21 protein-coding genes are annotated in these 22,267 nt (G+C 70.9%); 11 read left to right on the top strand and 10 right to left on the bottom strand.

What is annotated here, in order from left to right:
• Nucleotides 1-276 precede the first annotated feature (276 nt).
• The 4 genes from J3486_RS13750 to J3486_RS13735 are packed head-to-tail and all read left to right on the top strand — an operon-like array spanning nt 277 to nt 4,225.
• Nucleotides 277-855: a hypothetical protein gene (locus J3486_RS13750; protein ID WP_207820557.1), complete on the top strand. Its 579-nt coding sequence runs from the start codon at nt 277-279 to the stop codon at nt 853-855.
• A gap of 33 nt (nt 856-888) precedes the next feature.
• Nucleotides 889-2,238, top strand: a complete 1,350-nt coding sequence (locus J3486_RS13745) for a peptidoglycan-binding domain-containing protein (protein WP_307804802.1) — start codon at nt 889-891, stop codon at nt 2,236-2,238.
• Nucleotides 2,239-2,270: 32 nt separating this feature from the next.
• On the top strand, nt 2,271-2,990 hold the full coding sequence (locus tag J3486_RS13740) for an ABC transporter ATP-binding protein (protein WP_207820793.1): 720 nt from the start codon (nt 2,271-2,273) through the stop codon (nt 2,988-2,990).
• Complete coding sequence (locus J3486_RS13735) at nt 2,987-4,225, top strand: ABC transporter permease (protein WP_207820556.1); 1,239 nt, start codon at nt 2,987-2,989, stop codon at nt 4,223-4,225. The genes J3486_RS13740 and J3486_RS13735 overlap by 4 nt, the downstream gene beginning before the upstream one ends.
• Here the strand turns inward: J3486_RS13735 and J3486_RS13730 are convergent.
• The 9 genes from J3486_RS13730 to J3486_RS13695 all read right to left on the bottom strand — a co-directional run bounded on the left by J3486_RS13730 (nt 4,146) and on the right by J3486_RS13695 (nt 13,037).
• Nucleotides 4,146-5,846, bottom strand: coding sequence for a cell wall metabolism sensor histidine kinase WalK (locus J3486_RS13730; protein WP_207820555.1), 1,701 nt, complete (start codon nt 5,844-5,846; stop codon nt 4,146-4,148). The genes J3486_RS13735 and J3486_RS13730 overlap by 80 nt on opposite strands.
• The gene (locus tag J3486_RS13725) at nt 5,843-6,547 is read right to left on the bottom strand and encodes a response regulator transcription factor (RefSeq protein WP_207820554.1); all 705 of its coding nucleotides are present in this window, start codon (nt 6,545-6,547) and stop codon (nt 5,843-5,845) included. Before J3486_RS13725 ends, J3486_RS13730 begins: the two co-directional genes overlap by 4 nt.
• A 215-nt stretch (nt 6,548-6,762) precedes the next feature.
• Nucleotides 6,763-7,629, bottom strand: a complete 867-nt coding sequence (locus tag J3486_RS13720) for a MurR/RpiR family transcriptional regulator (RefSeq protein WP_207820553.1) — start codon at nt 7,627-7,629, stop codon at nt 6,763-6,765.
• Nucleotides 7,630-7,666: 37 nt separating this feature from the next.
• Nucleotides 7,667-8,998 (bottom strand): cyanophycinase, encoded by a 1,332-nt coding sequence (locus J3486_RS13715; RefSeq protein WP_229377973.1) that lies wholly within the window; start codon nt 8,996-8,998, stop codon nt 7,667-7,669.
• A complete protein-coding gene (locus tag J3486_RS44675) occupies nt 8,995-9,117 on the bottom strand; it encodes a hypothetical protein (RefSeq protein ID WP_267878189.1) in 123 nt (40 codons plus the stop codon). Before J3486_RS44675 ends, J3486_RS13715 begins: the two co-directional genes overlap by 4 nt.
• Nucleotides 9,114-10,328, bottom strand: coding sequence for a M20 family metallopeptidase (locus tag J3486_RS13710; RefSeq protein ID WP_307804801.1), 1,215 nt, complete (start codon nt 10,326-10,328; stop codon nt 9,114-9,116). Before J3486_RS13710 ends, J3486_RS44675 begins: the two co-directional genes overlap by 4 nt.
• An 8-nt stretch (nt 10,329-10,336) precedes the next feature.
• Nucleotides 10,337-11,143, bottom strand: a complete 807-nt coding sequence (locus J3486_RS13705; RefSeq protein WP_374194721.1) for an amino acid ABC transporter ATP-binding protein — start codon at nt 11,141-11,143, stop codon at nt 10,337-10,339.
• A complete protein-coding gene (locus tag J3486_RS13700; RefSeq protein ID WP_207820551.1) occupies nt 11,140-12,123 on the bottom strand; it encodes an amino acid ABC transporter permease in 984 nt (327 codons plus the stop codon). The genes J3486_RS13705 and J3486_RS13700 overlap by 4 nt, the downstream gene beginning before the upstream one ends.
• A 2-nt stretch (nt 12,124-12,125) precedes the next feature.
• Nucleotides 12,126-13,037, bottom strand: a complete 912-nt coding sequence (locus J3486_RS13695; RefSeq protein WP_307804800.1) for an ABC transporter substrate-binding protein — start codon at nt 13,035-13,037, stop codon at nt 12,126-12,128.
• Nucleotides 13,038-13,371: 334 nt separating this feature from the next.
• Here J3486_RS13695 and J3486_RS13690 point away from each other — a divergent pair, with 334 nt between their 5' ends.
• Complete coding sequence (locus J3486_RS13690; protein ID WP_207820549.1) at nt 13,372-14,424, top strand: hypothetical protein; 1,053 nt, start codon at nt 13,372-13,374, stop codon at nt 14,422-14,424.
• An 85-nt stretch (nt 14,425-14,509) separates the two neighbouring features.
• Nucleotides 14,510-15,463 carry an ABC transporter substrate-binding protein gene (locus J3486_RS13685; protein WP_207820548.1) on the top strand — a complete coding sequence of 318 codons (954 nt, stop codon included), beginning with the start codon at nt 14,510-14,512 and terminating at the stop codon, nt 15,461-15,463.
• Nucleotides 15,464-15,572: 109 nt separating this feature from the next.
• On the opposite strand, the gene J3486_RS13680 is transcribed toward J3486_RS13685, so the two are convergent.
• Nucleotides 15,573-16,742, bottom strand: a complete 1,170-nt coding sequence (locus J3486_RS13680; RefSeq protein WP_207820547.1) for a DUF3370 family protein — start codon at nt 16,740-16,742, stop codon at nt 15,573-15,575.
• A 417-nt stretch (nt 16,743-17,159) separates the two neighbouring features.
• Here J3486_RS13680 and J3486_RS13675 point away from each other — a divergent pair, with 417 nt between their 5' ends.
• The 5 genes from J3486_RS13675 (at nt 17,160) to J3486_RS13655 (ending at nt 22,202) form a co-directional block, all read left to right on the top strand.
• Nucleotides 17,160-18,476 (top strand): sugar ABC transporter substrate-binding protein, encoded by a 1,317-nt coding sequence (locus tag J3486_RS13675; RefSeq protein ID WP_207820546.1) that lies wholly within the window; start codon nt 17,160-17,162, stop codon nt 18,474-18,476.
• Nucleotides 18,477-18,566: 90 nt separating this feature from the next.
• A complete protein-coding gene (locus tag J3486_RS13670; RefSeq protein WP_207820545.1) occupies nt 18,567-19,445 on the top strand; it encodes a carbohydrate ABC transporter permease in 879 nt (292 codons plus the stop codon).
• Entirely contained in the window at nt 19,442-20,356 is a 915-nt protein-coding gene (locus J3486_RS13665) for a carbohydrate ABC transporter permease (protein WP_207820544.1), read from the top strand. Before J3486_RS13670 ends, J3486_RS13665 begins: the two co-directional genes overlap by 4 nt.
• The gene (locus tag J3486_RS13660; RefSeq protein ID WP_229377972.1) at nt 20,353-21,171 is read left to right on the top strand and encodes a GntR family transcriptional regulator; all 819 of its coding nucleotides are present in this window, start codon (nt 20,353-20,355) and stop codon (nt 21,169-21,171) included. The genes J3486_RS13665 and J3486_RS13660 overlap by 4 nt, the downstream gene beginning before the upstream one ends.
• A complete protein-coding gene (locus J3486_RS13655; RefSeq protein WP_207820543.1) occupies nt 21,168-22,202 on the top strand; it encodes an ROK family protein in 1,035 nt (344 codons plus the stop codon). The genes J3486_RS13660 and J3486_RS13655 overlap by 4 nt, the downstream gene beginning before the upstream one ends.
• Nucleotides 22,203-22,267 lie beyond the last annotated feature (65 nt).

Genomic DNA, 22,267 nt, shown 5'->3' with positions numbered 1-22,267 from the left:
CCGGTGATCCGGACCGGTGCGACCGTCGTGGACGGGATCTTCGGCACCCCGCCGACTCCGGCGTCACCCACACAGCCAAAGGGCGGGTACCCGATGGAGTGCCGTCCCTCTGACCTGTTGCGGAGCGGAAATGCGCGTGCGTAGGTCGTCCGCCGGGCCCGGACAGGTTCTTGACGGCTTCTTCATAGGTTCTTCAAAGGGGTGCTCGTACGGTCGTCGCGGTTCGGGCACACCGGGTCCGGGCCGCGACGACGGCTACGTGAGGAGCTCTTGGGGATGGGTGCACGCCAGAGGTTCGGGGGCCGGGTTCTGCTCGGAGTGGTGGCCGTGGTGGCGATGACCGCGACCGGATGCGGCGGTGGCGGCGACAAGAGTGACGAGGTCGCCTCTGCCGGGGGTGGCAGGACGAGCGCCGACACGTCGAAGCAGGCGTCGAGTGAGTTGTCCGCATACGTGGAGGGGCAGCGTAAGTGGGTCAAGTGCCTTCGCGATGCGGGGTTCGACGCCCCGGATCCGGACGCGAAGGGCAAGGTCGACCTCGGTGACGCGTCCAAGTGGAAGAAGGATCCGACGGCTCTGAAGGCGCAGGAGAAGTGCGCGGACCAGGTGCCGCCGCTGCCGGAGAGCGTGGAGAAGGGGCAGCAGCCCGAGCTGTCCAAGGCCGAGATCGCCAAGAACCAGACGTACGCGAAGTGCATGCAGGAGCACGGCGCCCCGGACTTCCCGGACACCGACGAGACCGGGCACTTCCGCGATGTCACGTGGGATTCCACCTCGGCCGGCGGCAAGCGGGCCACCCGGGAGTGCGCCTCCGTCATCGGGATCCCCGCGGACGCGCCGTCGCCCAAGGGCTGAGCGTACGGAGTCGGCCGGAGGAGGGACGAAAACGTGGGTGGGGTGCAGATGGCGGACGGTGACATCGAGGAAGGGGTGTACGCCGACGGCTCGGGGGCGCGGCGGCGCGGGCGAGGACCGCTCCTGATCGCCGGAGGATTCGTCCTGGTCGCTGCGGTCAGCGCGGTCGGTGCGCTCGGTCTCGGCGGTGGGGGCGGAACGGACCGCGACGACGGTGCGGCGCGGAGCCGCAGCGACCAGACGGTGGCGGTCCAGAGGGGCACATTGACCCGGCAGACGGAGATCGACGGCCGGCTCGGGCACGGCCAGGAAGTGCCGTTCCCCGTCAAAGCGGAGGGGACGGTCACCTGGCTGCCGCAGACCGGCACGACGGTGCGGCGTGGTGAGACGGTACTCCGCGTCGACGACCGGCCGGTGGTGCTGCTGTACGGCAGCCTGCCGATGTACCGGGAACTGGGGGTGCGCCGGCCCGAGACGGACCCCTCGTCCACGACGGGCGCGGGTCAGGAGTCCGACGCCAAGAGTACGGACGATGCCGGAGCGGACAGCTCGCCGACCGCGCGGCCGAGCACCGGCACTCAGGCGCCAACTCCGCTGCACGGTATGGATGTCAAGCAGTTCGAGAGCAACCTCAGCGCACTCGGCTACACGGGCTTCACCGTCGACGAGTCGTACACCCGGCTCACCGCGAACGCGGTCAAGCGGTGGCAGAAGGACCTGGGCCTGCCACAGACGGGGCGGGTCGCCGCAGGTGACATCGTGTATGCGCCCGGCGCCGTACGCATCGCCGGAACCAGCGTGCGGGTCGGCGCGGGGGCGTCGGGAAATTCGCTCACCTATACGAGTACGGCGCGCATGGTAACCATCAACGCACCTGCCGACGACATGAGTTGGGCCGCAACCGGTAGTGGTGTCACGGTCGATCTGCCCGACGGCCGCTCCGTCAAGGGCGAGGTCGCAGGCGTCGGCAAGGACGCCTCCGGCGGCGGAGCCCCGGGAGACGGTGCGGGAGAGGGCGGGGGCACGGATGGCGGCGGTGACGGGGGCACGGATGGCGGCGGTGCCGGAGGCGAGGGCAAGGCGGCCACGGTGGCTGTCGTCGTCACCTTCGACGATCAGGGCGCGCTCGGCACACTGCAGAGTGGCCCGGTGAGCGTCCGGTACGTCGAGAAGCGGCGCAAGGACGTACTCCATGTGCCGGTCGCCGCGCTCGTGGCCCTGGCGGAGGGCGGATACGGCCTTGAAGTGTCGGACGGTGAAGGTGACCGCGCCTCTGACGACGGCCGCTTCATCACGGTCAGGACCGGACTCTTCGCGAACGGGCAGGTCGAGGTGAGCGGGCCCGGTGTCCGTGAGGGCCTGAAGGTGAGGATCCCCCAGTGACCCACACAGCCCGAGGGCGCCAGTTGGGCCACATGCCCTCCCCTGTCGTCGAGTTCACTGAGGTGAGCAAGGCGTACCCGGGGCGCGTCACCGCGGTGAACCATGTCGATCTGACCATCCGCTACGGCGAGTTGGTGGCCATCGTGGGCCACTCCGGCTCCGGCAAGTCCACCATGCTGCACCTGATGGGCACGCTCGACCGCCCTTCCAGCGGCCGGATCGCGGTGGCGGGCCACGATGTCGCGGAGCTGTCCGACCGGGAGCTGTCGGCGTTGCGCGCGCAGCGCATCGGTTTCGTGTTCCAGCAGTTCCATCTGGCTGTCGGCGTCCCGGTGTTGGACGCGGTGGCGGACGGGCTGCTGTACGCCGGAGTGCCGATGCGGGAGCGGCGCCGTAGGGCGGCCCGCGCACTGCGGCGCGTAGGACTGGGGCCACGCATCCACCACCTGCCGCACCAGTTGTCCGGCGGTGAGCGGCAGCGTGTCGCCGTGGCACGGGCCGTGGTCGGCGAACCGCCGCTGCTGCTGGCCGACGAGCCGACCGGAAACCTCGACTCGACGTCCGGCGCCGCGGTGCTCGACCTGCTGAGGGAACTGCACGCTTCGGGCACGACGGTCGTGGTCATCACCCACGATCGCGAGATGGCCGCGGTGCTCGACCGGAGGGTGGAGATGCACGACGGCCGGATCGTCGCCGACAGCGGCCCGGCCCCTGCCGGTGTCGCCGGAGCGAGAACGGAGGCCCGTCGGTGAGCCGCACCCGGCACCGTGGAGCGCGTCGTGGACGGGACGCCGGACGCGGACTGCGCCCGGCCCGTCTGGGTCTCGCCGACATCGTGCGCCTGGGCGGCACGGGACTGCGTACCCGACCGCTTCGAGTCTTCCTCTCCGCGCTCGGCATCGCGATCGGTGTCGCCGCGATGGTCGCGGTCGTCGGCATCTCCAGTTCCAGCCGCGCCGAGGTGGACCGCCGCCTAGACAGCCTGGGAACCAACCTCCTGCGTGTCGCGCCGGGGCAGACTCCCGACGGCAAGAAGACGCGCCTGCCCAAGGAGGCTTTGGCGATGATCGGGCGGATCGGCCCGGTGGACCTAGTGGCGGAAGTCGGAACGGTGCAGGGCGCGGCGGTCTACCGCAACGAACACATCCCGGTCGGCCGCACCAGTAGCGTCGAAGTCGCGGCCGCGGGGCGGGAGTTGCTGCCCGCTGTCGGCGGCACGGTGCGCAGCGGCCGATGGCTGGAGGAGGCCACCGAGGAGTACCCGGCCGTGGTGCTCGGCGCCCAGGCGGCCCGCCGCCTCGACGTGTACACCCCCGGCACCCGGCTGTGGCTGGGCGGCCAGTGGTTCTCCCTGGTGGGTGTCCTGGACCCGGTTTTGCTCACCCCGGAGATCGACAGCATGGCACTCGTGGGCCGACGGGCCGCCGAGACGTACCTGCACTTCGACGGCCACCCCTCGACCGTGTACATCCGGGCACGCGACGACCGTGTCACCGCCGTACGAGACGTGCTGGCCGCCACCGCCAACCCCGAGAAACCGAGCGGTGTCCTGGTCTCCCGCCCCTCCGACGCCCTGGCCGCCCGTGAGGTCACCGAGTCCGCGCTCTCCGGGCTGCTGCTCGGCCTGGGTGGTGTCGCGCTCCTGGTCGGTGGCGTCGGCGTCGGCAACACCATGGTCATCTCGGTCCTCGAACGCCGCCCCGAGATCGGCCTGCGCCGGGCCCTGGGTGCCACCAGCGGTCAGATCCGCGGCCAGTTCGTCTCCGAGGCGCTGCTGCTCTCGGCCCTCGGCGGACTCGGCGGCACCGTCCTCGGGACGGTGATCACCGCCGGGTACGCGTACACCAGGGGCTGGCCGACCGAGGTGCCGGTGTGGGCGGCCGCTGCCGGCATCGCGGTGACCCTCGTCATCGGGATGCTGGCCGGTCTCTATCCCGCGGTACGGGCAGGCCGGCTGGCCCCGACGCAGGCGCTGGCGGGCACGTAGCGCCCCGCGCGGGGAGGGCGATGGTGAAGGTGGTGCCCACTTCGACGGTGCTCTCCACCTCGATCGTTCCGTCGTGGTCGGCGACGATCTGCCGGGCGATGGCGAGCCCGAGCCCGCTGCCGCCGGTGGCCCGCCCGCGCGCGGCATCGGCCCGCCAGAACCGGTCGAAGAGGTGCGGCAGATCCTCGGCCCGGATGCCCGTACCGGTGTCCCGGACCTCGACGACGGCACGGTCACGACGCGCGCCCAGGGCGAGGGTGACGGTTCCCCCGGGGGCGGTGGCCCGCAGCGCGTTGCGTACCAGGTTTCCGACGACCTGCCGCAACCGGTCCGCGTCACCGTCGACGTACGAGGGCTGTTCGATGGCCAACTCCAGTCGTACACCGCCTTCTTCGGCCCGGGGCAGATGCGCGGTGCGGCACGTGCGGAGCAGCTCGCGAAGATCGACGGGGGCCCGGTGGTAGGTGAGCGAACCGGCTTCCGCGAGCGCCAGATCCTGGAGGTCGTCCACGATGCGCTGCTGCAGCATCGCCTCACGGTGGAGGGAGTCGAGCAGTTCGGGTGTCGGCTCCACGACCCCGTCGCGCAGCGCCTCCAGGTATCCGCGCAGATTGGCCAGTGGAGTGCGCAGTTCATGGGCGATGTCGCTGGTCAGGCGGCGCTGTCGCGCTTCGGCCCGCTGCAGGGAGGTGGCCATGCCGTTGAACACCCGCCCCAGTTCGGCGATCTCGTCCCGCCCGAACTCCGGTACCCGGTAGGTGAGATCGCCCTGCCCGAGCCCGCGCGCGGCCGAGGTCAGTGCCCGGATCGGGCGCAGGACCGTGCGGCTCAGCAGGAAGCCGCCGAGGACGACCGCGACGGCGACTCCACCGGCGACGAGCACCGTGGGGGCGGCGGCCAAGGAAGGCGGGGACTCGTGGAGCACACCGATCCGGACCTGCAGCCGTGACGGAGCGAAGGCGGCGGCCCGTTCGGCGAAGGCGCGACGCAGGCAGGTCCGCAACTCCCGTTCCGTGCCGCACTTCGAGACTGCCTCGCTGTCCTGCGAGATCTGCTCACCCGCGTCTGCCGCGGCCTTGAGCTTCTCGCACTGCCCCACCTTGCGACCAGCGGTGATCCGGGGGACGCCGAAGCGGTTCGGCTCCGTGGTCACTTCGGCATCCGCATGGGTCAGACAGGTGGCATAGGAGACCGCGCCGCGGTACTCGCCCAGGGCGGTCACCGTCGCCTTGACCGAGGCCAGCGGCACCTTGCCGTCCGGAAACCGCAGGCGGGGGCGGGGGTCGACCAGAACGGGAGGCTGGTCGCTCACCGGGCGCACGGAACGTCCGGCCAGCGCGTCGGAGTCGGCGAGCAGGACGTCCGCGTCGGTGAGCACACGAATCCGCTGGCCGGTCTGCCGTGCCAGCTCGCCGACCAGAGCGGAAACTCCGTCCCACGTCCCGTGCGTATACCCGTACGTGTACAACTCGCCGGTGATCCGGGACGTCTCCGCCCTGCCCGCGCTCACCGACTCCCTCACCTGGCCCGTCGCTTGCCGCCACGTCAGCCACGCGGTGGCGACCGTGGCGGCGACGGCGACCAGCAGGAGCAGTCCGAGCGCCCGCAACCGGAAACTCACCGTGCCTCACCGGTCCGCTCGGTGAGGCGATAACCCCGCCCGTACACGGTCTCGACGTACGGCACCGTGTCATCGGTCCTGGCCAGTTTCCGCCGCAGATTCATCACATGGGCGTCGACGGTGCGTTCCATGACGTTCTGGTCGAAGCCGAAGACCCGGTCGATGATCTGGCTGCGCGTGAACACCCTCCCCGGCTCGCCCGCGAGCAGGCCGAGGATGGCGAACTCCTTCGCCGTGAGCGCGACTTCGCCGCCCGCAACCCGCACCACATAGCGGGCGAGATCGATCTCCAGGCCGTCGATCCTGAGGACGGTGGTCTCCTCCCGCCCGCTCGCCGCCTTGGCCCGTCGCAGCAGGGCCCTGACCCGGGTGGTCAACTCCCGTGGGCTGTAGGGCTTGGTCATGTAGTCGTCCGCGCCGAGGTCGAGTCCGAGCAGCATGTCCTCCTCGGTCGTTCGTGCGGTGAGCAGCAGGATCGGTACCTGTGACTCGGCACGCAGGATGCGGCAGACATCGAGCCCGTCGACGTGCGGCATCATCACGTCGAGCACGATGAGGTCGGGCCGCGCGACCCTGGCCCGGTCGATCGCGCTGCGACCGTCGGGGACGACCTGGACCTCGTTCCCCTCCCGTTCCAGGTAGATGCGTATCAACCTGGCCTGCATCTCGTCGTCCTCGGCGACCAAGATCCGTGCACCCACAGGGCCTCCTTCTGCCTGAGGCCCTCAAATTACTGGGGCTGCGGCGGAAGGAGACGGCAGCCCCCGGGGGAATCCGTGGCCTGACGTCGTCGAGGGGCGGTCTCTTCGCGCGTGAGACCGCCAGTGGTGGTCCAGCTTCCGCCCGGAGCGGGCGATGCCGTTGAGGGCACAGCCCGTGCCGGAACCGCTGCGCTCGTTGGCCCCGTCAGCCGCGGCTACACCATGCCCGTGGCCCGAGCGAGGCGTTCACCCTCCTTGAGGCGGGCATGCGCCTCCTCGCCGAGGGCCCGCACCAGCCCCGCCACCACCGTCTCGATCACGGCCATCGTCGGCACCAGGCTGTCGTACGGGGAAGGCGCGGTCACCTGGGTCGCCAGCACCACTTCGGAGTGGGCGGCGGCGGGCGACAGCCACGTGTCGGTGAAGAGGACGACCCGCCCGCCGCGTTCGCCGAGCAGCTCGGCGAACGCCGCCTTGTCCGGCTCGTAGCGCCGGTAGTCGAAGACGACCAGGACGTCACGGCGGCCCCAGCCGGTCAGGGCGGCGGTCCGCTCGACGGTGCGCTCGGACAGCACCGAGACGCCGTCGCGCAGCTGCATCAGATGGAGCGCCAGATACTGGGCGAGGTGGTGCGTGAAGCGGCCGCCCGTCAGGGTGATCCGGCGCTTGGGGTCGCCGAGCAGCTCGATCGCGCGCTCCAGGTCGTGCGGGGGCAGCTCGTCGTAGGTCTGCGCCAGTGCTGCCGTGAAGACCCGACGGCCCTGGTCGAGGAGGCTCTCGTCGCCCTCCTGCTCGCTCGCGCCGCGGTCCGAGGCCTCGTAGAGAGAAAGGGGAGAGGCGCTGCGTTCGTCGAGCTCCGCGCGCAGACCGGCCTGGAAGTCGGGAAAGCCGCGGAAGCCGAAGCGGCCCACGAACCGGAGCACCGTGGGGGCGCTGACGCGGGCACGTTCCGCGACGACGGCCACGGTCTCGAAGCCGGCGGCGGGGTAGTCGGCCAGGAGCACCCTGCCGACCCGGCGCTCCGCGGGGCTGAGTTCGCCCAGCTGCTGGCGGATGCGGTCGGCGAGGGTGCCCATGGCCATGAGACGGTTCCTTTGCGGGACGAGCGGTTTGTCGACCTTAGCGCTGTGCGGCGGAGTCCGGTCGGTCGGCGTCGATGTCCAGCCGCAGGTCCAGCAGCGTCTGCGGCGTGCGGCCGTCCGCGCTCAGCGGACGAAAGCCGCGCGGTTCGGTCAGGGTGACGGTGAACCGGGGGTCGTTCTCGTACGTCGTCGCTGTGGCGGTGCGCCGGGTGGACGCGGCCAGCGCGCGGGCTGTGCCGCGCAGACTGTACGGCGTGCCCTCGACGTTGGCGGGGGAGTAGAAGACGTCGGTGTTGGGCGGCACCGGAGCGTGGGACGTCGGGGCCAGGCGGTGCTTGTCCGGGGTGGCCGCTCTGCCGGTGCGCGGGTCGTAGCTGTCGCCCGAAGTCAGGTACGTGTAGCGGGCGTTGTGCAGGTGCCAGCCCGTGGGCCCGTCGCCCGCGTGGGCGCCGGACAGGTCCAGCACGCTGACGCCCTGGCTTCCGATGACCTTGACCCGCTCACGTGCGCTGCCCGCGTCGTCGACCACGAGGGCCGTGTCCTCGTCGAGGGCGTAGACGAGGTCGTGACCGGTGTCGGCGGCCAGGCGCAGGGAGCGGCCTTCACGTCCGTTGGTGCCGGTGTGGGTGTCGAGCAGCCCCGAGCGCAGGAAGCCGAAACCGCCCCGGGGGAGATAGCCGAGAACGGTCGGATCGTCGAAGTAGCCGGGTCTGCTGCCGTCGCGAAGGCCCGGGTAGGAGTCGCCGCCGGTGAGCATGTCGGGGCCGGAGGCGATCTGCGCGCCCGCGCTGGAGCCGGCGACGACGGCCCCCGCCTTCAGCTTGGCGCGGATCGCGGCGAGCACCTTGGAGTCGGTGTGCTGCTCGCCGTGCAGCAGGCTGGTGACGTACCGGTACTGGTCGCCGCCGCCGAAGAAGAACCCGGTCATCGAGTTGATCTGCGCGACCACCGCGTCGGAGTCGGCGTTGGCGATGTGGTCCAGGTCCACCGGGATCCACTGGGCGTCGGCGGCGCCGTGCCGCTTGAACAGGTCGGCGTAATAGGCCCCGTTGCACGCGGAGTTGCTGCACGTGTCGGGGTCGTCCGCGTTCGGGTCCTGGCTCGCCGGGACGGAGGCCGCGGTGAGGACGCCGATGCGGGCCTGTCCGGGGCCGCCCGCGCGGCGGATGATCTCGCCGTAGACCTGCGTGTTGTCGTCCTTGAGGCCGCCGCCGACCAGCACCAGTGACCCATGGCCGACGCCTGAGGGGGTGACGGAGGCGGGCGCCGGGGCGGCGCCGAGCACGGCGAGACACACGGCGATGCCCGCCGCGCCGGCGCCGCGCCGCATGCCGCGCGAGGGGCGAGGGGAGTGTGCGTGAGCGTTCATTGCGGGACTCCTGAAGGGGTGTCGACCTCGTGCCGCGCGTGGCGGCCGGAGACCATCCGGTGGTGCGAGGGGTACGCCTCGTCGTGGCGCGGCCGCGCCACGACGAGGGCAGGGATCACGCGGCCGAGGGGCCGTGGGTGTCGCCCGACTCCGCGATGAGGGCGGCCAGCAGGGCGATCCGCCCCGGCACGGAGGACACGTCCAGCCACTCGGCCGGGCTGTGATCGCCCCCTCCGACGGGACCGAGCCCGTCCAGGACCGGAATCCCGGCCCCGGCGATGATGTTCGCGTCGCCGACGCCGCCGGTCGCGGCCGCGCCCACGGACAGGCCCAGCCCGGCGCCCAGGCGCAGCGCGGTCGCGGCGAGCTGCCGGACCCGTTCGGTCTCCTCCATCGGCGGGCACACGTCCGTCACCTCGACCACGGCACGTGTACCGGCGACCCAGGGGGTGCGGGCCAGGTCCTCGACGGCCCGGCGGCAGTCGTCCAGGGAGCGCGCCTTCGAGGACCGGATCTCGACGTGCAGCTCCGCCTCCGCGGGCACGATGTTGGGCCGCGAACCGGCCCTGACCACACCGACGTTGACGCTCACGTCCGGGAACCGGCCGTTCAGGTTTTGCAGGGCGATGACGAGATGCGCCGCGGCCAGGGCGGCGTGGGAGCCCCGCTCGGGCTCGATCCCGGCGTGCGCGGCGCGCCCGGTGACGGTCACCCGCAGATCGGCCACGCCCTTGCGCGCGATGACCAGGTCGCCGTTCTCCCGGGCGCACTCCAGCGCGAGCGCGCAGTCGGCCGCGGCTGCGGTGGCCTCGGTCACCGGCCTGCTGACGGGGGAGCCGATCTCCTCGTCCGGCGTGGCCAGCAGGACGAGCTCGGCGTACTGGTCCCAGCCGAGCGCGTCGAGTGCCTCGATCGCGTGGATCCCGGCGAGGAGCCCGCCCTTGTCGTCGCTGACCCCGGGACCGTGGGCGCGGTCGCCCTCCATGGTGAAGGGCCGCAGGCGCGCGGTCCCGTCGTCGAAGACGGTGTCCATGTGGCCGGCCAGCAGGATCCGGCGGGCACCGTCCGCGGCGGCCAGAGCGCCCGTGCGGCGGGCCACGAGGATGTCGCCGGAGCGCTGTCCGGTCGGCAGCGTTCCTCCGGAGATCCGCTCGACGGTGAATCCGAGCCGGTGCATCCGGCCCTCGACCCAGTCCGCGACCCGGTTGATTCCGTCGGGACTGTATGAGCCCGAGTCCACGGAGACGAGCTGTTCCAGCTCGTCGAGGTAGCGGGGCAGTGCCGCGCGGGTGTGTGCCAGCAGACCGTCCGTCGCGGGACGGCCTGCCACCGGGGCGCTCACAGGACCTTCGACAGGAAGGCGCGGGTGCGCTCCTGCTGAGGCCGGGTCAGGACGTCGCGGGGGCTGCCCGCCTCCACCACGACGCCGTCGTCCATGAACACCGCGGTGTCGGCGACCTCGCGCGCGAAGCCGATCTCGTGGGTGACCACGACCATGGTCATCCCGTCCTCGGCGAGCGCACGCATGACGTCCAGGACATCGCCCACCAGCTCGGGGTCGAGGGCGGAGGTCGGCTCGTCGAACAGCATGAGGCGCGGCTTCATGGCCAGCGCACGGGCGATCGCGACGCGCTGCTGCTGGCCGCCGGACAACTGCGCGGGGTGGTGATGGGCCCGGTCGGCGAGACCGACCCGGTCGAGCAGCTCCATGGCCTCCTCGCGCACCTGGGCCCGCTGCCGCCGCGCCACCCGCACCGGTGCCTCGGTGACGTTCTCCAGAGCGGTCAGGTGCGGGAAGAGGTTGAAGCGCTGGAACACCATGCCGATGGAGCGCCGGTGCTCGGCGACCTCGCGTTCGCGCAACTCGTACAGGCGGCCGTCGCGTTCGCGGTAGCCGACCGGAACGCCGTCGACGGTCAGCCGTCCGCCGTCGATCTTCTCGAGGTGGTTGATGCAGCGCAGGAAGGTCGACTTCCCCGACCCCGAGGGGCCGAGCAGACAGCACACCTGACCGGCCTGGACGGTCAGGTCGATGCCCTTGAGCACCTCCAGACGGCCGAAGTTCTTGCGGACCGCCTCCGCGCGCACCATCGGCTCCGCCGTCGTGGACGCGGTGTCGGGGGCGGTCTGTGGAGCAGTGGTCATGCCGGGTCCTTCACGGTCTTGGACGGGTCGGCCTGGACGGTCGCCGGCTTGCGGATGAGGGCGCCGGCGGAGAACAGACGGGCCAGGGGCGAGGGACGTCCGCCGGACGAGCCGCGGCCGTAGCGGCGCTCCAGCCAGGCCTGCGGCAGGCTCAACAGGCTGACCAGGGCCAGGTACCAGATGCTGGCCACCATGAGCATGGGGATGACCTGGTAGTTCTGCGCGTACACGTCCTGGATGTTCGACATCAGGTCGTGGGCCGCGATCACCGAGACCAGCGCGGTCATCTTGAGCATGTTGATGGTCTCGTTGCCCATCGGCGGGATGATGACGCGCATCGCCTGCGGCAGCACGATCCGCCGCATGGTCAGGGCGGGACGCATCCCGAGCGAGTGGGCGGCCTCGGTCTGCCCCGTGTCGACGGACTGGATGCCGGCGCGCACGATCTCGCTCGCGTACGCGGCCTCGTTCAGGCCCAGGGCCAGCAGCGCGGCGACCGAGGGGGTCAGCAGGGAGTTGGTGTCCCCACTCAGGAAGGTGATGTGGGTGAACGGGATCCCGATGAGCACCTTCTTGTAGAGGGCGGCCGCGTATCCCCAGAAGATGATCTGGACGAGCAGCGGGGTGCCGCGGAAGACCCAGACGAACAGGGTCGAAAGGCCGTAGAGCACCGGGTTGTGCGACAGGCGCATCACGGCGAGCAGGGTGCCGAGGGCCAGACCGAGCGCCATCGCCGCGGCGGTGAGCCACAGCGTGGTGACCAGGCCGTCGAAGATGAGCCCCTCGAAGAGGTAGTCGCCGACGATGTCCCAGTGCAGGTTGGCGTTGCGGGCCAGCGAACCGATGAGGCCGCCGACGGCCAGCAGGGCGGCGAGCGCCGCGATCCAGCGGCCCCAGTGCCGGACCGGCACGATGCGCGGCTCGTCGGGGGGCGGGGCGTCGGCGCGGGACGTGCCCGCGGTGACGGATGCGGTGGTCATGCTCAGTCCACCGCCGCGTTCTTCGTGGCGCTCTCCACGGCGATGGAGGCGACCCCGTACTTGGCGAAGATCTTCTTGACGGTGCCGTCGTCGATCAGCGACTGCAGTGCCTTCTGCACGGCGTCGGTCAGCTGCGGCAGCTTCTTGGAGATCGCGATGCCGTTGGGGGAGGCGTTGTAACCGCCGGGCGCCTGGGCGTCCTCGACCAGGTCGAAGGTCTTGCCCGCGTCGGCGGTCTTCGCGGTCCAGCCGGCGGCCGGCTTCGTCAGGACCTCGGCGTCCACCTTGCCGGAACGCAGCGCCAGTTGGGCGTCGGAGTCCTTCGGGAACGTCTGGATGTCGATGTTCTTGCCGCCGCACTCCTTCTGGTGCGCCTTGAGCAGCTTCAGCTGGTTGGTCGCGGCCTGCACGGCGACCTTGCGGCCGCACAGACCGTCAAGGTTCGTGATCTTCTTCGGGTTGCCCTTCGCCACGAGGATGCCGGAGCCCGACTGCGAGTAGTCGACGAAGTCGACGACCTGCTGACGCTCCTTGTTGTCGGTGATGGCCGACATCGCCGCGTCGAACTTGCCGGCCTGGATCGCCGGCACGATGCCGTCGAACTTCTGCGGCGTGAAGGCGAACTTCACCCCGAGCCGGGCCCCCAGCGCCTGGCCCAAGTCGTAGTCCAGGCCGGTCAGTTCGCTCTCGCCCTCCTTCACGAACATCTCGAACGGCGCGTACGGGACGTCGGTCGCCACGCGGACCGTGCCGGACTTCTTGATGGCGTCCGGAAGCGCCGCGTGCAGCTCGGCGCTCTTCTTCACCGTGACCCCGGCGATCTTCAGGGATGCGGGGGTCTTGGCGTCGGCGGTGTCCGAGGCGCTGTCGCAGGCGCCGAGGAGGCAGACGAGCGCGGTACTCGCGGCGGCCACGACAAGGTGGCGTGATGCGGATCTGGGAGTCACGGGAGGGTTCCTCACGCTTGCGGCGGAGCTGATGGAGTGTTCGAGCAGGGAAATTACATCCAGAGCGTCTCTGTGCATAGATGTATCGCTCGTTACGTTCAGGTAACGCGAGGCGACGGCGCGTGCGAACGGCGAAAATCCATAACTTTCAGGGCATTGCGGGCTGCTCTGGGGCAGGCTCCAGGGGAACCTCGGATTACATATAGCGCTACCGATGAGCTACTTGTATGTTCCGAATCCGCCTCAAGGTGTGGCCGGCGTAACGACGCCGGGCCAAGAGGCCTGAGCGGAAGGAGACTTCGTGAAACCCCTCTCCCTCACCCGTGGTGGGCTGCGCTCGGCGCTGCTCGCCACGGTTCTCGCCCTGACGGTCGCCGGGCTGGCCGCCCCGCCCGCCGCGGCGCGGGCCGACCGGATCCGTCTGGGCAGTTCCAGCGACGTCAGCCGCAGTGCCTGGTCGGGCCCGGCCTTCACCATGAACGGCGACGGCGGTGTCGTGGCCGCGTCGATGGGGCGGGCGATCGACACCATCCGCGGCGCGAGCGGCAGCCTCGACGTCGTGGTCCTGGCGGGCTCGGCCCCCTCGTCCGGCAGCGCCACGCCCGAGTGCGACACCGTGATGCGGCTCGCGGGCGTCAACTCCTGTACGACCTGGACCCTCACCGCCGCGTCCGACGGCAACAACACCCAGGTCAACCAGGACATCCGCAACGCCGAGTTCGTCTACTTCGCCGGCGGCAACCAGTGCCGTTACGTGGCCTGGAAGGGCACCGCCCTCCAGGCGTCGGTGCAGTCCGTCGTCGCCAAGGGCGGCGGAGCCGGCGGCGGCAGCGCCGGCACCCACATCAACAGCTCTGTCGTCTACGACGCCTGCAAGGGCAGCATCACCAGCAGCGAGGCGCTCGCCGACCCCTACGACTCGTACGCCACCTTCACCACCGGCATGTTCTCCTGGCCCCACTACGGCGACACGATCAACGACTCCCACTTCGTCGCCCGCGACCGGATGGGCCGCCTGATGTCCTTCGCCGCGCGGGCCGTCAAGGACGGCCTGACGGCAGGGGGCAAGGCGTGGGGCGTCGGCGTGGACGAGGGCGGCGGATCCCTCTACCTCGACGCCCAGGGCAAGGCCACCCTCTACGGAGCCGACGCCTATGTCGTCCTCGCCGACCACCAGCCCGAGAAGGCCGTGGCAGGACAGCCCCTCACCTACAAGGGCTTCAAGATCTGGCATCTGAAGCCCGGCGCCACCTTCGACTTCGCCCAGCGCCCCACCTGCGGCTACTACCAGCGCAGCGTCACCGACGGCCGACCGGACACCGGCCTCTACGACGGAACACCGTCCGCCTGCTGAGCCCGGCCCATCGAGGAGCGGGCTCCCGTCGCGGGGCCCGCTCCCCAGGCGCGTCACACCGACCCCACTGCCCAGAAGGAAGCCCATGCTGAGACCCGCCGTGCTCCGGTACGCCGTCACGCTGCCTCTGGCCGCGCTCTGCTCGCTCGCGATGACCGCGTGCGGCGGCAGTGCGGACCCCGGGCCCGGGAAGGCCCCGGCCAAGGCCCAGAAGATCGCGTCAGGGGTGACCGTCAAGGCCGACCCCGCGCTGCACGCGGGCCTGAGCGAGAAAATCCGCTCACGCAAGGTGGTGCGGGTGGCGACGGATGTCCCGTACCCGCCGTTCGAGATGTTCACGAGCGTGGGAAGCCACGACATCACGGGCATCGACCACGACCTCGGGCGGGCCATCGGCGCTCGGCTCGGCGTCACGTTCACCTTCACCCCGCAGAAGTTCGACGGACTGCTCCCCGCCGTCCAGGCCGGAAAGTTCGACGTCGTGATGTCCGCCATGACCGACAAGAAGGAACGGCAGCAGGCGGTCGACTTCGTCGACTACCTCAACGCCGGGCCCGGCTGGCTGGTCAAGAAGGGAAACCCCATCGGACTGAGCAAGATCACTGATGTGTGCGGGCGGACAGTAGGGGTCCAGAGCGGTACCCACCATCAACAACTCCTGAAGGACCGTCAGGCCACGTGCGAAGAGGCAGGTCTGCCGCCCATCAAGGTGCTGGCCTTCGCCAAGGACTCCGAGGCCCAACTCGCGCTGCGCAGCGGCAAAGTCGTCGCCGACTTCCTCGACGAGGTGACCGCGGCATGGGTCGCCTCGACCACCGACCACGGGAAGACCTTCTCGACCGTCACGGGCGACGCCGCGGTCGGCCCCCACAGCCCCTCACCCATGGGCATCGCGGTCGCCAAGAACGACCCCCGGCTCTCGCGGTCGATCCAGCGAGCCCTGCAGTCCCTCATGGACGACGGCACCTACCTCAAGATCCTCAAGCACTACCACGTCCCGGGAATCGCGATCCCCAAGGCCACCGTCAACGCGGGGTGACGGCGGGCGGCCTCGCACGGACCAGCCGTGGCGCGCGGCCGGGCCATGCGGCCGAACCCGTGCGCCACGACCGGCCACCCGTGCGTGGCGCACAGGCGGGCGCCGATCCCTACACGCTCTCCAGCAGAAGCTGCGAGCCGGCACTGATCAGACCCGGCACGATGAACCGCAGCCGGACGTCGCGGCTGCCCCGCGGCGGGACGGACAGGGTGGCCAGGGTGTCGCGGGGCTCCGTCGGCCGTACGTAGCCGGTCACGATCTCTTCCGGCCCGTCGTCGACCGTCAGGCCGAGGGCTCCGTTCCAGGTGTCACCGGGAACGTCGGTGGCGGCGGTGATGTTGGAGCCGAACGTGACCCGCACCGTGCGGGGCTCGCAGGAGGTGTTGCGCAGGCGGAGCCCGATGTCGTACCAGGAGCCGTAGTTGCCCCAGCTGCGTTGCGAGGAGTCCGTGAGAGCGGCGGTCGCGGGCGCCGTCTGGTCGAGGGAGGGCACCTGGCGGCCCGTCACGTTCACCGCCAGACCCAGGTGGTGGCCGGCGGCCGGTACGTCGACGCGGCTGCGTCCCGCGTCCCAGAACGAGTGGGCGTAGACGCCCGACATGCGGCCGTACGTGGTGGGCGTCTGCGAGATGACGTTGCCCGGTGCGGTGGCCGTGTCGTCGAGGGCGTACCGCCGGGCGGAGTCCGTGCTGCCGTCGAGGGTGACCACGGTGTACGTGTGCACGCCGGAGGCGGCGGTCACCTCGAACAGGCCGTCCGTGATGGAGCCGGTCATCGGGATCCGTGCCGCCTCGATCAGCGCGCCGGGTTCGACGGCGGTCGAGGGGAGCCACTGGCGCAGGTTTCCGGTGAGCCAGTCCTCGGAGGTGGCGTAGCAGGGGCCGGTCCCCGCGCGCTGCGCCGGGTCCTGGATCAGGGGTTTGTCCTTGTTGGTCCACGCCGTGCCGCGCAGCGACACGCGGGTGCGCTCGGCGCCGGGGTTGGCGATCAGGATGTGGAGGTAGGCGGTCTGGCCCGTGCTGTTCTGGTGGTACAGGTACAGCGGGAAGCGGCCGGACAGGGCGCGGGCCGTGCCGCCGCGGGTGACGGTCGTCCGTGCGTGCTGCATGAGCCAGCCGGGGCCCGTGACGGTCTCCGGATTGTTCGAGACGACGATCTCCGGTCCGGCGTACGCGCCGGGCAGCGGGTGCAGCAGTTCGCGCACGACGGTGGGGCCGGGAGCGGTGGGCTCCCCGGCCGTCCAGACGTCCTCGCCGAACACACCTGTGGTCCGGTCCACTCCTTCTGATATCACCGAGTGGTCCGTAGCTCTTTCGGGGGATCGTGACGCCTGCGCGGAGGCGCGGCCTGCCGAGCCGCCGATCGCCAGACCCGCCGCCGCGAGCGGTGCGGCTGCGAGCAGGGTGCGGCGGGGGAGAGGGCGAACGCTGCCTGTTATGGCCTCAGTTTCGGTCATGACGGCCATGAAGACACGAAGTCGGGCCGAGGGCAAGAGGGTTGGACGAGACAAGTGGGCTCGTTGTGCCGCTCGTCGAAGGGGGCCTCGATGCGGAATCGAGACCTTCAAGGGTTGACGCCCCGGGGGTTCGTCGGGACACTCATGCCATCAAGTGGTACGGACCACTTGCTCAACTTCCGCCGTACCAGCCGGATTTCATCGGGCACCACGCATGCCCGGATCTTCCCTAGGAGCCTCATGCCCTCCTTCAGAGGTCTGCGCCTCGCCGCGGCCGTCGCCGTGGTCGGCTCGCTCACCGCCGCCTGCGGTCTCGGCGGTTCGTCGGACAGCGCGGACGGCTCGTCGTCCGCCGCCGGCAAGGGGCCCCTCAAGGGCACCATCACCTTCGAGACGCTGCAGCTGAAGCCGACCTTCACCAAGTACGTCAACGGCGTCATCGACGGCTTCGAGAAGAAGAACCCCGGCGTCAAGGTCAAGTGGATCGACATCCCCTTCCAGGGAGCCCAGGAGAAGCTGACCACCGACGCCACCGCGGGCACGCTGCCCGACGTGGTGAACCTCAACCCGCAGTTCGCGCAGCCGCTGGAGCAGAAGGGGCTGTTCGTCGACATGGACAGCGCCGCCGCGAAGATCAAGGGCGACTACATACCCGGCGCATGGCAGGCCTTCACGGTGCCCGGCAAGTCCGGCTCGTACGGCATCCCGTGGTACCTCACCTCCGAGGTCACCATGTACAACAAGAACCTCTTCAAGAAGGCCGGGCTCGACCCCCGGAAGCCGCCGGCCACGTTCGACGAGCTGCTGGCGGACGGCAAGAAGCTCTCCACCGCCGGCAAGGGTTCCTTCTACGGGATCCACCCCGCCCTGGAGAACCGCTTCATCACCGACCTTGCCAAGCAGGGCGTCCCGCTGCTCGACGACAGCGGGAAGAAGTGGATCTTCAACACCCCGGACGCAGCGGCCTACTTGGGCAAGCTCGTCAAGGCGTACAAGGGAGGTGTCTACCCGAAGGACTCGCTGACCCAGGACCACAGCAAGGAGACCGAGGCCTACCAGGCCGGAACCGTCGGCCTGCTGCCCTCCGGCCCCAACTTCCTGACGATCATCAAGCAGAACGCGCCGAAGGTCGCCAAGGCCACCGGTGTGGGACCGCAGATCACCGGCTCGGACGGCGTCACCAACATGTCCGTCATGGGGCTGCTGGTGCCCAAGTCGAGCAAGAACCAGCGCGCCGGCCTCGCGTTCGCGAGCTACATGGCCAACAGCGACAACCAGCTCGCCTTCAGCAAGATCGTCACCGTGCTGCCCAGCGTCACCGAGGCGCTCAAGGACCCCTACTTCACCGCCGACGGTGACGGATCGGTCGACGCACAGGCGCGCAAGATCTCGGCCGAACAGATCGCCAAGGCGCAGAACCTCGTCCCCGTGCAGTTCGACGACCGGGTCAAGCAGGCGGTCCTCGCCAAGATCCAGCTCGCCCTCCAGGGCAGGCTCAGCCCGCAGAAGGCGCTCGACCAGGCGGTCGAAGCCGCGAACGCGATCACGAACAGCTGATCCCTGCGGCCCGGGCTCCTCCTCCCCGGATCCCGGGCCCGCCTCCCCTCCCCTTCCTTCCCCATCCACCGACGTCCCAGAGGAGGACGCGTGACCGGCCGACGCTGGTACGTTCCCTGGCTGTTCCTGGCCCCGGCGCTCGCCGTCGCGATCACCTTCTTCATCGTGCCCTTCGGCAACACCGCCGTGCTCTCGCTCACGGACGCGAGCACCCTGGGCGGCGGCCACTTCACCGGATTCGCCAACTACCAACGCCTCGTCCACGACGGCCAGTTCTGGCTCTCGGTGCGCAACACCGCCCTCTACCTCGTGGTCGTCGTCCCGCTGATGGTGACGCTGCCGCTGCTGGTGGCGATGCTCGTGCAGCGTCGCGTCGCGGGTGTCGGCTTCTTCCGGGCCGTCTACTACTCGCCCGTCGTCGCCTCCATGGTCGTCGCCGGCCTCATCTGGTCCTGGCTGCTGTCCAGCGACGGTCTCGTCAACTCGGCGCTGCGCGGCCTGCACTTGATCAGCTCACCACTGCCGTTCCTCACCGACGCCCACTGGTTGCTCGCCGGCGCCATGGCGATGACCGTGTGGAAAGGACTCGGCTACTACATGGTGGTCTACCTCGCGGCCCTCGCCAACGTGCCGAAGTCGCTCCTGGAGGCCGCCGAAGTCGACGGCGCAGGCGCCGTGCGCCGCTTCTGGCACGTCACCGTACCGACCCTGCGGCCCACGATGATCCTCGTGGCGACGCTCGCCGCGATCGCCTCCGCCAAGGTGTTCGCGGAAGTCTTCACGCTCAGCAACGGCAGCGCGGGGCCCGGCGGCGAGGCCCGCACCCTCGTCTACACGATCCGCGAGACCGGCCTGGGCCTGGGCGGCGAGGCCGGCTACGCCTCCGCCATGAGCATCGCCCTGTTCGTCGGAACCCTCGGCCTGTCCGTCCTCGTCACCCGGCTCAACTCCCGCGAGGAGCAGGCATGAAGACCGCCACCGCCACCCCCGACCTCGCGCCCGGCTTCCCGGCGCCGCTTCCTGCACCGCCTGCCGCCGCACCACCGGGACGCTCACGCCGTGCCGTCGCCGGACTCGTCGTGCGCTACCTGCTGCTGCTCGCCGTCCTCGCGCTGACCGTCGGCCCGTTCCTGTGGCAGCTGTCCACCTCGCTGAAGGGAACCGGCGAGAAGGTCTTCGGCTACCCGCCCCAACTGCTGCCCCACCACCCGACGCTGTCCCACTACGCCGACGTGGTGCGCACCGTCCCGGTCTTCCGCTACGGCCTCAACTCCCTGCTGGTCGCCACCGGCAGCGCCGTGTCCAACTGCCTGCTCGGCTCACTGGCCGGATACGCCCTCGCCCGGATGCGGTTCCGCTTCCGTGGCGTCGCCGTGGCGGTCTTCCTCGCCACGATGATCATCCCGTTCGAGTCCATCATGGTCTCGGAGTTCTTGATGATGCGCTCCCTGCACCTGAACAACACCCTCCTCGGCGTCGCGCTGCCCACCGCCGTCACCGGCCTGTCCGTCCTGCTGTTCCGCAACGCGTTCCGCGGCCTGCCGCGCGAGATCGAGGAAGCCGCCGTCCTGGACGGGGCGGGGGAGTGGCAGCGGTTCACCCGCATCGCCCTTCCCGCGGTGCGCGGCACCCTGTCCGTCGTCGCCATCTTCAGTTTCGTCTTCTCCTGGGACGACTTCCTGTGGCCGCTGATCGTCCTGTCCGACCCCGGCCACTACACGCTCACCGTCGGTATCCAGTACCTGTCCGGCACCTTCACCAACGACCAGCGGGTGATCGCGGCGGGCACCATGATTGCCGTGATACCGCTGATGGCCCTCTTCTTCAGCCTCCAGCGGTTCTTCTTCCGGGGCGTGGGCGAAGGGGCGGTCAAGGGATGACGGCGATGCAGAGCGACGAGAGCACGGCGGGGCAGACGGCTGACGCGCTGCCGCAGACGGCTGACGCGCCGCCGCCGGGGCGCGGCGGCGAGGACGCCACGAGCGCACAGGAGCCCAAGCACGAGACACTCCGCGCCGAGCTGCTCACCCTCATCGAAGGGCTCACCCCGCACGAAGCGCTGCCCAGCGAACGAGAACTGATGCAGCACCACAACGTCAGCCGGATGACCGTGCGCAGGGCCATGGAACGCCTGGTGCAGGAGGGGCACGTCTACCGGGTCCAGGGCTCGGGCACCTTCGTCGCCGAACCCTCCACCATCAGCAAGTCGCTGCGCCTGACCTCGTTCTCCGAAGACATCCGCGGCCGCCGCATGGCGCCCGGCAGCAGGCTGCTCCTCCTGGAGCGGACCCAGGCCGACCTGGCCTGCGCCCGCGACCTCTTCGTGGCGCCCGGCACACCCGTCGTCCACCTGGAGCGGTTGCGCCTGGCCGACGATGAACCCATGTGCCTGGAGAACGTGTGGCTGCCCGAGCACCTCGTCCCCGGACTCGCCGACAGCGGCGAACCACACTCCCTGTACGACTGGCTGGACCGGGCCGGAGCCGCCCCCGACCGCGCCGACCAGACCATCAGGGCCACCGTCGTCGACAGCCGCCAGGCCGAACTCCTCGGCGTGCCGCCGCACTTCCCGGCACTGCACGTCGAGCGCGTCACCCGCGACGTACGCGGCCGCGCCGTCGAGCGCGCCGTCAGTCTCTACCGCGCCGACCGCTACGACTACCGGCTGACCATCCACAGGGAGCCACGACCGTGAACCCGGCACACGGAACCGACCGGCGTGACCCGGCCCCGAGCGATCCTTCGGCGCCGCGCACCGCACCGTACGGCACTGCACCGGGCGTCGGCAGCGGCACCCTGCCGCGCGGGACCGCGCTGCTCGGCGTCGACATCGGCGGCACCAAGGCCGCCGCCGTGCTCTTCGGCCCCGATCACACGGCACTGGCACGGCTCACCGCCCCCACACCGGCGGTCGACGGTCCCGACGCGGTCCTCGGTGGCGCGCTGCGTCTCGCCGGGCAGTTGCTGGCCCAGGCCCGTGAACGTGACCTGACCGTCCCCTGCCTCGGCATCGGCACGGCGGGGATCGTGGCCCCCGACGGCCGCCGCATCCTCGCCGCCACCGATGCCCTCCCCGGCTGGGCCGGCACCCCGCTTGCCGACATCGCCGAACGGCGCCTGGGTCTTCCGGTGCGGGCGCTGGGCGACGTACAGGCCTTCCTCGTCGGCGAGTCGGCGTCCGGCGCGGCGGCCGGGGCGGCCACCGCCGTCGCGGTGATGGCGGGCACCGGGATCGGCGGCGCCGTCGCCGTCGGCGGGCACACGCTGCTCGGCGCCAACGGTGCCGCGGGCAGCCTCGGACACATACCCGTCGCCGCCGCCCTCGGCCGGCGATGCCCGTGCGGGGCGCGCGGACACGTCGAGGCAGTGGCGGGCGGGCCCGCGATGGCGGCCCGGTTCGGAGCCTCTGACCTGCGCACCGTCGCCGCCGCGGCGCACGAGGGGCACGAAGCCGCCCGGGCCGTGCTGGCGGCCGGCGGCGCGGCCCTCGGCGAAGCGCTCGCGGGGGTGGTCGCCACACTCGACCCCGATGTCGTCGTCGTGGCGGGCGGCGTCCTGGACTCCGGGCCCTGGTACCTCGACGCCCTGCGCGCAGAGCTCGCCGCCCGCACCCTGCCCGCCCTGCGCCGCATACCGGTGCGTGCCGCCACGCTCGGCGCCGATGCCGTCGCCCTGGGCGCCGCCGTGCACGCCGGGCGGTGTGCGGCGGCGCCCGGGCCGGTGTGACCGGTCGCGCCTGCCGCACCGCGCTGCTGCCGCTGCCGCCTCCTTGTTCCCGGACCGCCCGTCCT

It is taken from the genome of Streptomyces sp. VRA16 Mangrove soil, assembly GCF_017377775.1.
Taxonomy (GTDB): Bacteria; Actinomycetota; Actinomycetes; order Streptomycetales; family Streptomycetaceae; genus Streptomyces.
This window is presented reverse-complemented; position numbering and strand designations above follow the sequence as displayed.

Bases quoted from the DNA above. Each gene is read 5' to 3' on its own strand.
- J3486_RS13750 (WP_207820557.1), top strand. From the start codon at position 277: ATGGGTGCACGCCAGAGGTTCGGGGGCCGGGTTCTGCTCGGAGTGGTG.
- J3486_RS13740 (WP_207820793.1), top strand. From the start codon at position 2,271: ATGCCCTCCCCTGTCGTCGAGTTCACTGAGGTGAGCAAGGCGTACCCG.
- J3486_RS13720 (WP_207820553.1), bottom strand. From the start codon at position 7,629: ATGGCCATGGGCACCCTCGCCGACCGCATCCGCCAGCAGCTGGGCGAA.
- J3486_RS13715 (WP_229377973.1), bottom strand. From the start codon at position 8,998: ATGAACGCTCACGCACACTCCCCTCGCCCCTCGCGCGGCATGCGGCGC.
- J3486_RS13705 (WP_374194721.1), bottom strand. From the start codon at position 11,143: ATGACCACTGCTCCACAGACCGCCCCCGACACCGCGTCCACGACGGCG.
- J3486_RS13700 (WP_207820551.1), bottom strand. From the start codon at position 12,123: ATGACCACCGCATCCGTCACCGCGGGCACGTCCCGCGCCGACGCCCCG.
- J3486_RS13685 (WP_207820548.1), top strand. From the start codon at position 14,510: ATGCTGAGACCCGCCGTGCTCCGGTACGCCGTCACGCTGCCTCTGGCC.
- J3486_RS13675 (WP_207820546.1), top strand. From the start codon at position 17,160: ATGCCCTCCTTCAGAGGTCTGCGCCTCGCCGCGGCCGTCGCCGTGGTC.
- J3486_RS13665 (WP_207820544.1), top strand. From the start codon at position 19,442: ATGAAGACCGCCACCGCCACCCCCGACCTCGCGCCCGGCTTCCCGGCG.
- J3486_RS13660 (WP_229377972.1), top strand. From the start codon at position 20,353: ATGACGGCGATGCAGAGCGACGAGAGCACGGCGGGGCAGACGGCTGAC.